General features: G+C 28.0%; 15 protein-coding genes. All 15 read left to right on the plus strand.

What is annotated here, in order from left to right:
* Positions 1-425: 425 nt before the first annotated feature.
* The 15 genes from LGK95_RS20715 to LGK95_RS20785 all read left to right on the plus strand — a co-directional run bounded on the left by LGK95_RS20715 (position 426) and on the right by LGK95_RS20785 (position 11955).
* A complete protein-coding gene (locus LGK95_RS20715) occupies positions 426-590 on the plus strand; it encodes a type II toxin -antitoxin system TacA 1-like antitoxin (protein ID WP_226126800.1) in 165 nt (54 codons plus the stop codon).
* 91 nt (positions 591-681) lie between these two features.
* Complete coding sequence (locus tag LGK95_RS20720; protein ID WP_226126801.1) at positions 682-1011, plus strand: DUF3852 family protein; 330 nt, start codon at positions 682-684, stop codon at positions 1009-1011.
* A gap of 16 nt (positions 1012-1027) precedes the next feature.
* On the plus strand, positions 1028-1894 hold the full coding sequence (locus LGK95_RS20725) for a conjugal transfer protein TrbL family protein (protein WP_226126802.1): 867 nt from the start codon (positions 1028-1030) through the stop codon (positions 1892-1894).
* An 88-nt stretch (positions 1895-1982) separates the two neighbouring features.
* Positions 1983-2255, plus strand: a complete 273-nt coding sequence (locus LGK95_RS20730) for a hypothetical protein (protein ID WP_226126803.1) — start codon at positions 1983-1985, stop codon at positions 2253-2255.
* Positions 2252-2851, plus strand: a complete 600-nt coding sequence (locus LGK95_RS20735) for a hypothetical protein (RefSeq protein WP_226126804.1) — start codon at positions 2252-2254, stop codon at positions 2849-2851. Before LGK95_RS20730 ends, LGK95_RS20735 begins: the two co-directional genes overlap by 4 nt.
* A gap of 13 nt (positions 2852-2864) precedes the next feature.
* Complete coding sequence (locus LGK95_RS20740) at positions 2865-4718, plus strand: VirB4 family type IV secretion system protein (protein WP_226126805.1); 1854 nt, start codon at positions 2865-2867, stop codon at positions 4716-4718.
* Positions 4718-5383, plus strand: a complete 666-nt coding sequence (locus tag LGK95_RS20745) for a glycoside hydrolase family 73 protein (protein WP_226126806.1) — start codon at positions 4718-4720, stop codon at positions 5381-5383. The genes LGK95_RS20740 and LGK95_RS20745 overlap by 1 nt, the downstream gene beginning before the upstream one ends.
* A 16-nt stretch (positions 5384-5399) precedes the next feature.
* A complete protein-coding gene (locus tag LGK95_RS20750; RefSeq protein WP_226126807.1) occupies positions 5400-5786 on the plus strand; it encodes a hypothetical protein in 387 nt (128 codons plus the stop codon).
* 13 nt (positions 5787-5799) lie between these two features.
* Positions 5800-6321 (plus strand): hypothetical protein, encoded by a 522-nt coding sequence (locus tag LGK95_RS20755; RefSeq protein ID WP_226126808.1) that lies wholly within the window; start codon positions 5800-5802, stop codon positions 6319-6321.
* Positions 6322-6371: 50 nt separating this feature from the next.
* The gene (locus tag LGK95_RS20760) at positions 6372-6641 is read left to right on the plus strand and encodes a DUF6103 family protein (RefSeq protein ID WP_226126809.1); all 270 of its coding nucleotides are present in this window, start codon (positions 6372-6374) and stop codon (positions 6639-6641) included.
* A 298-nt stretch (positions 6642-6939) separates the two neighbouring features.
* On the plus strand, positions 6940-7452 hold the full coding sequence (locus tag LGK95_RS20765; RefSeq protein WP_226126810.1) for a class I SAM-dependent methyltransferase: 513 nt from the start codon (positions 6940-6942) through the stop codon (positions 7450-7452).
* A 3-nt stretch (positions 7453-7455) separates the two neighbouring features.
* A complete protein-coding gene (locus LGK95_RS20770; RefSeq protein WP_226126811.1) occupies positions 7456-8022 on the plus strand; it encodes a hypothetical protein in 567 nt (188 codons plus the stop codon).
* Complete coding sequence (locus tag LGK95_RS20775; RefSeq protein ID WP_226126812.1) at positions 8012-8950, plus strand: hypothetical protein; 939 nt, start codon at positions 8012-8014, stop codon at positions 8948-8950. The genes LGK95_RS20770 and LGK95_RS20775 overlap by 11 nt, the downstream gene beginning before the upstream one ends.
* Positions 8943-10850, plus strand: a complete 1908-nt coding sequence (locus LGK95_RS20780) for a type IV secretory system conjugative DNA transfer family protein (protein ID WP_226126813.1) — start codon at positions 8943-8945, stop codon at positions 10848-10850. Before LGK95_RS20775 ends, LGK95_RS20780 begins: the two co-directional genes overlap by 8 nt.
* A 676-nt stretch (positions 10851-11526) precedes the next feature.
* The gene (locus tag LGK95_RS20785) at positions 11527-11955 is read left to right on the plus strand and encodes a DMT family transporter (RefSeq protein ID WP_226126814.1); all 429 of its coding nucleotides are present in this window, start codon (positions 11527-11529) and stop codon (positions 11953-11955) included.
* The last annotated feature ends 319 nt before the right edge of the window (positions 11956-12274 follow it).

Here is a 12274-nt window from a genome sequence, read left to right on the forward strand (position 1 = left end):
CAACTAAAAACAAAACTGACACCATATGAAAAACGGTGTCAGCTTACGTAAATTCAAGATATTCTATGGTAGGGGTTTATTTTTAGTGTCCATTAACCATGGTTCAGTTCACTATTTCAGGGGCCTTTTTTATTTGATTAATTTTGTGATTGTCTATTTCTTTTTTTGAAAAATCATAATATCTGGGGTGAAAGTGTTGTTTTAATTTTTTTCAAGCCAGTCATATCAATGTATGTGGTATTTAAATACATTTAAGACAAAAGGTTGTAAAATAATTTTAAACAACAACTGTGGTTGTTCTTTATTTTCTAAATGTTTTGTCAAAATATAATATTAGAATTATAAATATAAGGGCACACTATGGTGACATTGTTTGACAATGCCATTTGTTTGTTTTATGGTTTATATAAGATGGGAGGTTGAAAATGTCGAACGAAGATGGAAAAAACGAAAGAATTGCATTAAGAATAACACAAGAAACTAAAGAAATAATTAAAGAATTGGCTAAGATTGAAAATAGATCATTATCTAATTGGTGTGAAAGTGCAATATTAGATAAAATAAAGGCATTAAAAAAGAATAAGGAATAATTAGGCAACATTGTTTGACAAGTGACGCGCAATGTCATACAATAGGCTTAATACATAAAACAAACAAATAATAAAACCAAGGGGGAAACAAATGAAAAAGAAATTATCTAGATTTGGAGTTTTTGGAGCTAGTACGAGTTTAATTGTGGCATCAATATCACAAAATGTTTTTGCTGACCCTAACAGTGCCTTGCTAAATGCAAAAAGCCAACTTGAGGGACAAGCTACGCCTATTGTAAATAATGTTATTGTACCAATCTGTGCGGTAATACTTGTTATTATTACATTGGTTGCAATAGTCAAATCGGTTGTTGAATATAGGCGTGGTTCTGGAGTAGATTTAGGACATATTGTAGTACTTATAGTTGGAATAATCCTAGTTATAACATTCCCAAATTGGGGTTGGGCACTAATTAACTAATTAGAGGGTGAAAAAAATGGATGTGATATTTAATTATTTAAAAGATAAGATACTCGGTGGTGCGGGTATAGTTTTAAAATACATGTCAGATGTTTCAATTGATTTGTTTAATAACGAGATTGTAGATAATATTCTACAACTTATGGAATACATAGGCTGGATTCTTTTAGCAGTAGGGATATTATTTGCAATTGTAAATGTATATATATCTTATTTAGAAAATGAATCAATAAATTTCCATTTGCTTATATTAAATATATTCAAAGGAATAATTGCTATATTATTTCTAAAGGTTGGAGCAATCCGCATTTTTGAATTATCAATAACAATAAATAAATTAATTGCTAATATAACTACTAGACCAAATTATCAACAATCATTAGATAATTTAGCAAGCACGCTTGATAAAGCAGCTTTTGGAATTATATGGTTTTTGGTAATCCTTTTAATAGTAATAGTTTCAACATTGGTTTGTTTGGTGCAAATATTAAAACGTGGTGGTATGTATATCGCTCACATTATGGTTGGATACCTATACATATTTAGTATACCTTCAGGTAATACTGATGGATTTATGAGCTGGTGTAGACAAACGGTGGCCATAGCATTAACTAATGTCTTACAAACTGCATTGCTTTTTATGGGCTTGGCACTAATGGCAAGCGACATAACAAAAATATTTTTAGGGATTGGTATAATTATGGCTGCATCCAAAGTTGAAGAAATTGCAGGTAAATATGGAATGTCAACAGGTGCAACTGGGAGTATGGGAGGATCAGCAAGTAAAGCATTTAAAAATTTTGGTAATACAGGCGGTGGACATGGAGCTGGTGGAGGAAGTCCAATGGGCAATGTTGGACAAACCACAAATTTAATTCCATAAAAAACTAGCCTTTAAAGGCTAGTTTTTATTTTAGCCATTACAAGGGGCTTAGTGCCTTGTACACTAGATATTACAAGGAGGTTATACAATGTTTATTTATCCTGGAAATCTGAAAGAGAAAAAAACCTTTATGTGTTTGTCAGTTTTAGAATTGGCTATTGTTGGTGGATTAACTGTAATATTTATTTTATATTCAGCTGAAAATTTAACTTTAATACCACTAGTCGTGCCAATAACATATTTAATTATAAGTATAAGGATACTTGATAATGGTTCGAATTTGTTGGAACAACTATTAAAAGTTTTTAATTATTTACTCAATATACAACAAGTATATAAGTGGGGTGAAAGAAGAAAATGACCTTTTTAAAAATACAAAAAAAAGATGGCAATATAAAAATGCAAAATAGTAAATCAAAAGAACAAGCAAGCAGAACAGTTCAAGAGCTTTTAGATATTCGTGGAATAGAAAATAATATTATAACTAATACAAATTACTGTAAATATTACATAAGGATTGCACCAAAAAATATAAATATTTTGACTAATGAATTCCTTTTAAATGAAATACTGAATCTGAAAGCTGTTTGTAATGTGATTGATAGTATAGAATTTTTAGTGGTTGATAAAGTAGAAAGATTGGAAGATAACAAAAATTATATAATTAGCTTGATAAATGATAATACAGATGAAGTAGCAAAAATGTTGCTTGAAAGAGATTTACAAAATTTAAAACAATTAGAAAGTGAAAAAGGTTCTAGTAGAGAATTTTATATAGTTGTTCCATTTAAAACAGAGAATGCACAAAGCGAACAAGTAGTTTTTAATATACAACAAGCATTGGAAAATAGGGGATTCACAATATTAAATTGTGATAAAAAAATATTGAAAAACATGCTTCAAGTTTACTTAGAAAGAAATTTTAGTGGAAATATTATTGAAGATTTTGATATATAAAGGAGGTGGGGAAATGAGCATATTAAAAAGACATAAAAAAGAAAAGACACTTACGATAGAAGAACAAGAAAAAGCATACATAAAAGATTTTGTAGATATGATTAGTCCAAGTATAATTAAATTTTTCCCTAGTTATTATATTTTCGGTAACACATATAGAAGAGTTTTTGCACTTAGGAATTACCCATTACATTCTGAAAACATGGCTCTACTGAGGAAGTTTGGAGAAAAAAGTAACATAACACTAAAAGTATATTGTAATAAAATGAGTGTCAATGATTATGAAAATTCAATAGAAAGTAGCGTTCATAAAAACATTTCCGATACAACAGAAAACCAATTTATAAAGAGAACTAAAGCAAATCAGCAACTAGAGGTTACACAAAATCTAGTCCAATATCTAAATCAAAATAAAGACGAAAGTATGTTTAAAGTACAAGTTTATATTGAGGTTATAGCAAATAGTCAAGAAGAATTAAATAAGTTAACAAATGCAGTGATAATAAAGCTTGGGGGAATAACGTTTGATAATTTGTTCCTAAGACAAAAACAAGGATTTACTGCTGTAAATCCTTGCGGAAATCCAAAAGAGTTAGGTACACAATTTGAAAGACATATGCCATCAAGCAGTGTAGCAAACCTATTCCCATTTAGCTATAGTGGGTCTATAGATAAGAATGGATTTCCACTCGGTAAAGATAAATTTGGTGGAAGCATAATAACTGATTTTGGTAAAAGGACTAATACACATACTAATTCAAATATATTAATTCTAGGGAATAGTGGAGAAGGAAAAAGCTATTTACTAAAGCTAATAATGACAAATTTAATGTTGAAAAAAAAGAATATTATATGTTTAGACCCAGAGCATGAATACATAACACTCACTAGCAATCTAAAAGGTACATTTATTGATTTAATGAATGGTCAATATGTTATAAATGTATTAGAACCAAAGATGTTTAATGATGGGACATACGAGTTAAGTAAAGATGATGTTGATTACATAGGCACGTTTTCGAAGAATACAATATTAAGCCAGCATATATCATTTCTAAGAGATTTTTTTAGAGCATATAAAAATTTTAGTGATGAATTATTAGATGTGTTAGAAGTAATGCTAGAAAAAACATATCTTAAATTTAAAATTAGTTATACAAGTGATTTAGGTAATAAAAAATCAAATGAGTACCCTATATTATCAGATTTATATGAGACTACACATAAAGAATTCGAAGATTATGGTAGCAAAAAAGATGCTATATATACAAGAGAACATTTACAAAAATTATTACTTGGATTAAACTCAATTTGCAACGGTTCGGATAGTAGATTTTTCAATAAACACACTAATATACCTAACTTTAAGTTCGTAACGTTTGGAGTTAAAAGCCTTTTGGAAGCTTCAAGTAATTTAAAAAATGCAATGTTATTTAATATACTTTCATATATGTCAAATAAATTATTGGTTGAGGGAGATACTGCTTCGATTTTAGACGAATTTTACTTGTTTTTGGATAACTTGGTTATGGTAAAGTACGTTAGAAATTTTGCCAAAAGGGTTAGAAAAAAAGATAGTGCAATAATACTCGCAAGTCAAAATATAGAGGACTTTTTAGCAAAAGATATTGCAGAACTTACTAAACCATTGTTTGCTATACCTACATATAAATTTCTGTTTTATCCAGGAAGTATTGATAAAAAATTGTACATGAATTTACTAAATGTAAATGAGAGTGAATATAAATTAATTCAATCTTCCAATAGGGGTAATTGCTTATTTTTAAGTGGTAATGAAAAATTTAATTTGCAAGTAGAAGCTCCAAAATATAAAGAAGTTTTATTTGGTAATGCAGGAGGAAGATAATGAATCCTAGAATTGCATATAGAATTTTTAAAGCTCTAAGTGATGAAAAAACAAGAGGAAGAATTGTTACAATAGGTGTAGCATTGTTCTTCTTGGTATTCATACCAATAGCATATTTTTATGTGAATAATCCAGTCACATTAGGAATTAATGAAGTGAAAAACGTAGTTGGAAATGTAAATGTTAAATCTGTAAAAGCTAATCTTACAGAAGAACAATTTTTTAAAAATGTATCAGTCGGAGCAATGGAATCATATAAAAAAGATGGGATTTTCGCTTCTATTACATTAGCACAAGCTAAACTTGAAAGTGGGACAGGCTCAAGTGGTTTAACAACTAAAGCTAATAATTTATTTGGAATAAAGGCGTATAATTGGCTCGGAAATACTATACAAATGATGACAAAAGAGAATGCACAGGGAATAATTATTGAAGTATTAGCACCATTTAGAGCTTATAATAATTGGGATGAAAGTATACAAGATCACACAAGTTTTTTATTGCAAAACGCAAGATATTCACAATATGGAGTATTTACTTCGAAAACATATGCAGAGCAAGCACAGGCTTTACAAAATGCAGGATATGCAACAGACAGTAATTATGCGAGGCTACTTGTAACAACAATTAAGCAATATGGTTTAGATAAATATGATAAAAAGTAAAGGGGGAATACAAGATATGCGTAAGAAAATATCACTTATAAATCCAACTACAATATGTATGTTAATATGTGCAATACTATTATTTGATGTATCATACAGAACGTTTGAATATAGTGTTGGTGATCCTATAGGAGCAGCTAATGGAAGACTTCTTGTGGCAATAGCTGGAGGAATAGGTGGGGCAGTTATGGGATTTATATTAGCATCCATAGCGCATTTGTTTTTTAAACCAAGTCGTACAAACAGACTATTACAAGAACAAAATAGAATGCTAAACAATAATAATAACAATATAAATAATAAAATCGATAAATTAAACAAACTAAATGAATTAAAAAAAAGTGGAGCAATATCAGAAAATGAGTTGAAAAAACTTAAAAATGAAATATTAAATGAGAGGTAATGGAGGTAACAAAATGTTTTATAATAATAGAAAAACAATATACATAATATTAATAATTATTGCTATAATATTATCATTTTTATGTGGAAAAAGGATTGGTAATGGTTCAATAAGTAACGAAAAAACAACAAAATCAGTTGTACAAAACATACATTATAATGATACACTAAGTGTAAAAGGCAATAAGTATTCATTAAATTATAGCATAGTAAATGCATTATTTATGAATAAAAGTTCAATGCAATTCAATGTAAATTTGATAAATAATACTAATGTAGCTACAATTAAAGTTCTAGCAAAAGACCAAGATAATAACGTTTTACAAGTAGAACCTAGTGTATCAGATGATAACAAATCATTAGTATATGCTGTAATTTTAGACGCAAATACAACTAAAATATCTATTTATGTTTACCCATTAACAAAAGAAATGATGAGAAATAAGGCATTAGACTACAATACAATACCATTTAAAACTAGTATATTAAATGTATCATTATTAAAACAACAACAAATACAAAACTTACAGAATTAAATAATTTAAGATTAATATAAAAAATAACAAGAAAATAAGGAGATTAAAAAATGAAAAAAATTCAACTAAAAGTGGAGTTTAATGAGGAAAAAATGAAAGCAATTAAGGTATCATTAAAGGATAAAAACAAAGATTTTGATACTGAAATAATTAAATTTCTAAACGGATTATATAATAAAAATGTACCTAAATCATTAAAAAGCTATATAGAAATTGACCTTGAACCCGAAGAAAAAGTAACCGAAGATATTAAGGAAGAAAAGAAAGAAGAACCAAAAGAAGGAAATAGGCCCCTTGAAAACAGATACAAAAAGTATTAATATATACATATAGAGATTATGTAAATATATAAATTAGCTTGAATTTCAGTCAAAACGGACTACGTTTTAATGAATAAAACGTAGCATCCTCAACAAATATATATATTCCAGTTTCACTGAAAATATAGGTGGACAAAACGACACCAAACAGCAAAAAAAATCGCAAGCGACCGTAAATAAATTTACTTTTTTAATTGCTTGTGTCATTTTGTCCACGTTATACATTACATTTCTAATATAGCCCCCAAATATAACCTTCCAAATTCAAAATAATATCTAATGAGTAAAAGGTGATCGCATGAAAGATTTAAGGATATGCCCCCAGTGTTCAAATAAAAGTAGAAGTGACTATACAAGGTTTTTTATAAATAAATTTGTTAATGAGATAAATTCAAAAGATAAAATAATAGACTTAGGTTGTGGCAAGGCAAGAAATATTTTTTATCTTAATAAACTTGGATTTAAAAATATTACCGCTATAGACATAAACAAATACAAAGAAATAGATATAAATATATTTAATTTTATACAAGCGGATTTAAGCAAGGGTATACCAACTAAGAATAAATATAATATAATAATGTGTAATTTTTTATTGATGTTTATATCTGATAAAGAGAAATTAATAAATGAGATTACTAGAATAGCAAATAATAATGCTTTTTGCATAGTTGAATTAAATAAAAAGAAATTATCTAATGGTATAGAATATGATCTTAAAGAAATTATAAATTTGTTTTCTAAAGAATGGGATATAGTAAATTTAAGATTTAAAACAAATAAATTTATTGCAAGAAAAAGGAGCGTTTAGAAAATGGCAAGAGGGAGAAAAGCTGGTCCAGCAATCAAATGTATAACTGGAAGAGATTTTGAACTAATGCAAGGTATAGCAAGAACTGGAGTTACATCTAATTTTGATGCAAGACAAATTATTGGATTGAGTGAAAAAAGATTAAAAAATCTTGAAAAAGAATCTTACATATATTCAAAGGGTGTTGTAATAAATGGCACAAGTACAATTAAGGTTTATCATTTAGATGAAAAAGGTAAATCGTATATAAAGATTAATAGTACTATAGACAATTTTTATAGAAGCAACGAAAGACAAATTGAACATGATTTAAAATTATCTGGTATTTATTATAGTTTAGAACGTGAACAGAGAAAGACGTGGTTAAACGAAAATGATTTGATTAAACAATATAAATTAAATAATCCTAATAAGGAATTAAATACAATGGTAGATGCAACATTTTTTAGTAATGGGGTTACGGTAGGTGTAGAAGTAACCACAAAAAATTATACTAAAGAACAGATACAAGAAAAATATAATATTGCAAATGAAATAGGTTGTGGGGAGATGTTAAAAATTGAAGCTTGATAAGGATATTTTAATACCAGCAGAGCTAGAAATAAATCCATGGACTTATTTAGATATAGTTCTGAAATATGAGCACTATTTAAAACTTATTAAATATTTTGGCGGTTATATGTTTATACAACAAATATATAAGTTCTCTTCTAAATCAGAACATCAAACTTTTGATGATGTTCATGCTATGGAAAAAAACAAACTTTTGAAAATTATAAACGTAAACAATAATAAATATGTTTTACTTACACATACCTCTATTAAATATCTTAAAAATAAATCCAACGTTGCCCATTTGCAAAAACCAACATCGACACAATTAAAAAGCTCGTGTCTTTTAGCTGAATATATAGATGAACCCAAAGAGTTTTTTGATTCATCAAAACCATATGTTTGGTTTTTAGAAAAATGCAAAACTGAATTACAAAAATATAAAATTGATAGTGCGGCGGATATGGAATTTTTAAATAAAAATAAAGGAAAAGTTAAGTCAATAAAAAGTGAAGAAATAAAATCACTTGAATTTAAAGATGCCTTTTCTTTATTAAACACAAGCAAGATTTATTTTGATACATTTGAAAATGGAGTCGTTACTTTTATATTCTTGGACTTTGAGCGTTCTAAAAGTTGGATATATAATGCCTTATTAGAGAAGATCGAACCTATTTTTAGAAGTTTATCTATTTATAATTCCTATAATATTAAAATATTAACTATGAACGAAAATAGAAAAGAAAGACTAATAAAAGATGAAAGCAAAATGAACCGTAAAGGTCTTTTATTCCTAAAGGATATACATATAATTAATTTAAATACAGATAGGTTTTTTCAATCCATAGTACAAAAAGAAAGCTTTTTAAAAGATATTGATAAATTAGAAATAGCGACCTTACAAGAGAAATTACGTAATAATGTTAAGGGAGGTAAAAATGAATAGTAATAATGACACCGACACTAGTCGTTCAGATAGGGTTATATTTCTTGCAGTAGCATTAATATTATTAGTGATCTTTGTAATTATTAGCTTACCTAGTGTGGTACTTACAATAGTTCTAACAGTTATATTTATAAACACAAAGAAAATCAATAAAATATATTTTTGTATTGCAAGTTTTGTATTAGCTATACTTGTAAATTTAAAAGTTAGTTTTATGCAGAAATACTTAGTACATTCAATAAAATTTTTAAATATTATATTAGATGCTATAATACATAACAAAACTGCAACCCTATCTACACTTTATAAAAATTATCTATTGAATATTAATATAGTTTGGCAATTATTAATAGCTTTAATTTTAAGCAGTATAATAGCAGAAATTTATTATATAAAAAGACAAAAAGAAAAGAAAGGTAAAAGTAAAACAGATATAAGAAAAGAAAATGAAAAAGAAAAGAGAATAAATAAATATTTAGAAAAAATCAATTTACAAACGCATGACGAAGGAACTACAACGATTGGTGCTGATTATGTAGATTTTGATGCCGTAAAAATAAATGATAATGCAAAACATATAATTGTAGCCGGTACGACTGGTGCTGGTAAAACAATTGCAATCGCAAATTTTATTGAGAGTGCTATGCAAAAAAATCACCCTGTTTTTGCTATTGATGGAAAAGGAGATTTAGGGGATGGAAGTTTATTAAATTATATGCAATCACTTTCGGAAACATATAATAGACAATTATATGTTGTAAACTTTGTTAAACCCGATGAAAGCGACCATTACAATCCTTTTAAAGGAGCTGGAATGACAGAAGCAAAAGATATGTTAATCGGCATGAGTGATTGGTCTGAAGCACATTATAAAGTAAATACAGAAAGATATTTACAACAATTAATAAAGATTTTAAATATAAAAAAGATACCTTTAGATTTAAATACAATAATCAAGTATTCGCCTACTCTATTCCAAAATCTAATTGAAGAAATGAAAGATAACAACGAAATTGAAATTGATGAATATGCAAAACTATCAGATATAATTGAAACCACTGCTCCTATAGTAAACAGTGCAATGGCTCGGTTTGCAACTACGGCGGAGAGTGAGGCAGGCGAAATATTTAATAGTGATGGTATTGATGTATACACAGCTTTAAAAGAAAAGGCCAATATCTTAATTGTTTTAGATAGCCTTGGTAAGCCAGAGCTTAGTAAACAAGTAGGAAGACTTGCAATATTAGATGCTAAAAAAGCAGTATCTAAATTGTTTTTAGATAAAACAAGAAAATATTTTATTTTTGATGAATTTAATGCGTACGCCAGTGATGTTGCAATCGACTTGTTAAATAAATCTCGAAGTGCCAACGTAACGTGTATACCAGCATTTCAAAGTTTATCTGATTTAGACAAAGCTGGTGGGGTTGCTCTTAGAAATCAAGTTATAGAAAATTGTAATAACTACATAATAATGAGACAAAACTCTTATGATAGTTCTGCAGAGTGGGAAAAAGTAATAGGTCAAGAAAAAAGAACTAACTATTCTTATGGTGTAGAAAAAAAAGCTAGTATATTTGGAAATAAAATAATATCTACAGGTAATGGTAATATGCACGTAACCATGCAAAGTAAATATACTTACACGGATATTCAAAATTTAGAAACTGGACAAAGTATTTTTATATCAAAAGACCAAAAGATTGATATAAAAATGAAAATGCGTTATGTAAAAGTTGATGGACTTGTTTTAGAAAAAAAGGAATCTACAAAGATAGATCTTGATAAAACTGCACCAATAAATCCCGTAGCTCAAGTTGATATAAAACCCATTGAAGATAAAGAAAGTGAAGAAGCCGAGGGAACTAGTTTTGATGATATTGAAGACTTGCTAAAATGACCTGTATTGATACCTAAGCTGTTGTTTTAAATTAGGGGGTAAGTCTTAATTAATTAAGTGAACAATGCTTATAAAGGACATGGAGAGCAAATAATGCTGCTTTCTGTGTCTTTTTCTATTATTAAGTTCAAATCCAGTAAAGAAGTAGGGTGGCAAGTGTTGATTATAATCGCCAGTAAGCATGCTCCGGCAGTCAGAGTTTTATATAGACACTAATTATTATCTGCCTTTTCACTTTGTGTATAATAAGTTAGAATTTAGTTAAATTTAACTCTGCATTGTAAGCCCACAAAAATAGGATTACCATTTATAAAAGCCTGGTTCCTTAATACTAAATCTTAAATAATATCCATTTACAAGTTTCAATTTCATATTTTAGCTCATATCTTTTTTCAATATCTGCAACTAAACTTTGACATGTAAATACAATCATTCGTTATCTTTAGTGAGAGAGTGTATAACAAGTACCAAACCCTAACTAAAGTTCACCCCCTTTCTTTTTATACTATTTTCATACATCCAATATAACGGAAATTATCTTGAATGCTTTTCATATATTGCAAATAAGAATGCTTCTTAGTAATATAGAAATTTTTTGATTTATTGTATTAGTAATATTTTATTGTTTAAATAATATAATTTTATATGTACAAACACTATTTATGAGGTGAAACTAGTGAAAGAAATTTTTCCATACATACTAGCAATTGCTGCAGGTATATTTACTACATTAGAAGCAAGCTTAAACTCACAATTAGGCGAACTTGTAAGCCCTAAAGTAGCGACACTACATAGTCTATTAGTAGGGTCATTTGTTATGTTTGTAGCCAGTATATTAAGTGGTAGTTTAAATGAATATCATAAAGTGTTAAATATAAGATTTCTATTGCTTATTGGTGGAATATTTGGGGCATTAATTATTTATTTTACAACCAAAGCAGTACCAAAGTTAGGAATAACTACAACCTTAACTATGGTTATTGCTGCGCAAATCTTAAGCAGTCTTTATTTTGAAATAGTTGTTTTGAAACAGCAAAGATTAGATATAAATAAAATTTTCGGAGCATTACTAGTCCTATGTGGAGTGTACTTTATATCTGAATAAATTGAATTCTGCTCCCTGTCAAGTAACAGTTATTATTTAACACAAGCTATTAATTATGTTGTGTGCTTTTTGTCCTATTTATAAATGGCTTTTATCATATAACGCTTATATTCACAATATACAATATTATATTCATAACACATTTAAAAAGCTCTATGTTTTAACTATATAGGTATATTAGCTGCCTTGTTTTACTTTTTTAAGTACCATTATCAGCATCCTCAATATAATAATAACGTATAGCGAATTTGAGGAGATGACTATTAATGGCTTACAGTGTTAGAGAGTTACTGGCTAGAATAATAAAGTGTGAAGCTGG

Source organism: Clostridium algoriphilum (assembly GCF_020443705.1).
GTDB lineage: Bacteria > Bacillota > Clostridia > Clostridiales > Clostridiaceae > Clostridium_AD > Clostridium_AD algoriphilum.

What these genes read in the sequence shown, in the direction of transcription:
- LGK95_RS20715 (WP_226126800.1), top strand. Translation starts at nt 426, where the DNA reads ATGTCGAACGAAGATGGAAAAAACGAAAGAATTGCATTAAGAATAACA.
- LGK95_RS20720 (WP_226126801.1), top strand. Translation starts at nt 682, where the DNA reads ATGAAAAAGAAATTATCTAGATTTGGAGTTTTTGGAGCTAGTACGAGT.
- LGK95_RS20725 (WP_226126802.1), top strand. Translation starts at nt 1,028, where the DNA reads ATGGATGTGATATTTAATTATTTAAAAGATAAGATACTCGGTGGTGCG.
- LGK95_RS20730 (WP_226126803.1), top strand. Translation starts at nt 1,983, where the DNA reads ATGTTTATTTATCCTGGAAATCTGAAAGAGAAAAAAACCTTTATGTGT.
- LGK95_RS20735 (WP_226126804.1), top strand. Translation starts at nt 2,252, where the DNA reads ATGACCTTTTTAAAAATACAAAAAAAAGATGGCAATATAAAAATGCAA.
- LGK95_RS20740 (WP_226126805.1), top strand. Translation starts at nt 2,865, where the DNA reads ATGAGCATATTAAAAAGACATAAAAAAGAAAAGACACTTACGATAGAA.
- LGK95_RS20745 (WP_226126806.1), top strand. Translation starts at nt 4,718, where the DNA reads ATGAATCCTAGAATTGCATATAGAATTTTTAAAGCTCTAAGTGATGAA.
- LGK95_RS20750 (WP_226126807.1), top strand. Translation starts at nt 5,400, where the DNA reads ATGCGTAAGAAAATATCACTTATAAATCCAACTACAATATGTATGTTA.
- LGK95_RS20755 (WP_226126808.1), top strand. Translation starts at nt 5,800, where the DNA reads ATGTTTTATAATAATAGAAAAACAATATACATAATATTAATAATTATT.
- LGK95_RS20760 (WP_226126809.1), top strand. Translation starts at nt 6,372, where the DNA reads ATGAAAAAAATTCAACTAAAAGTGGAGTTTAATGAGGAAAAAATGAAA.
- LGK95_RS20765 (WP_226126810.1), top strand. Translation starts at nt 6,940, where the DNA reads ATGAAAGATTTAAGGATATGCCCCCAGTGTTCAAATAAAAGTAGAAGT.
- LGK95_RS20770 (WP_226126811.1), top strand. Translation starts at nt 7,456, where the DNA reads ATGGCAAGAGGGAGAAAAGCTGGTCCAGCAATCAAATGTATAACTGGA.
- LGK95_RS20780 (WP_226126813.1), top strand. Translation starts at nt 8,943, where the DNA reads ATGAATAGTAATAATGACACCGACACTAGTCGTTCAGATAGGGTTATA.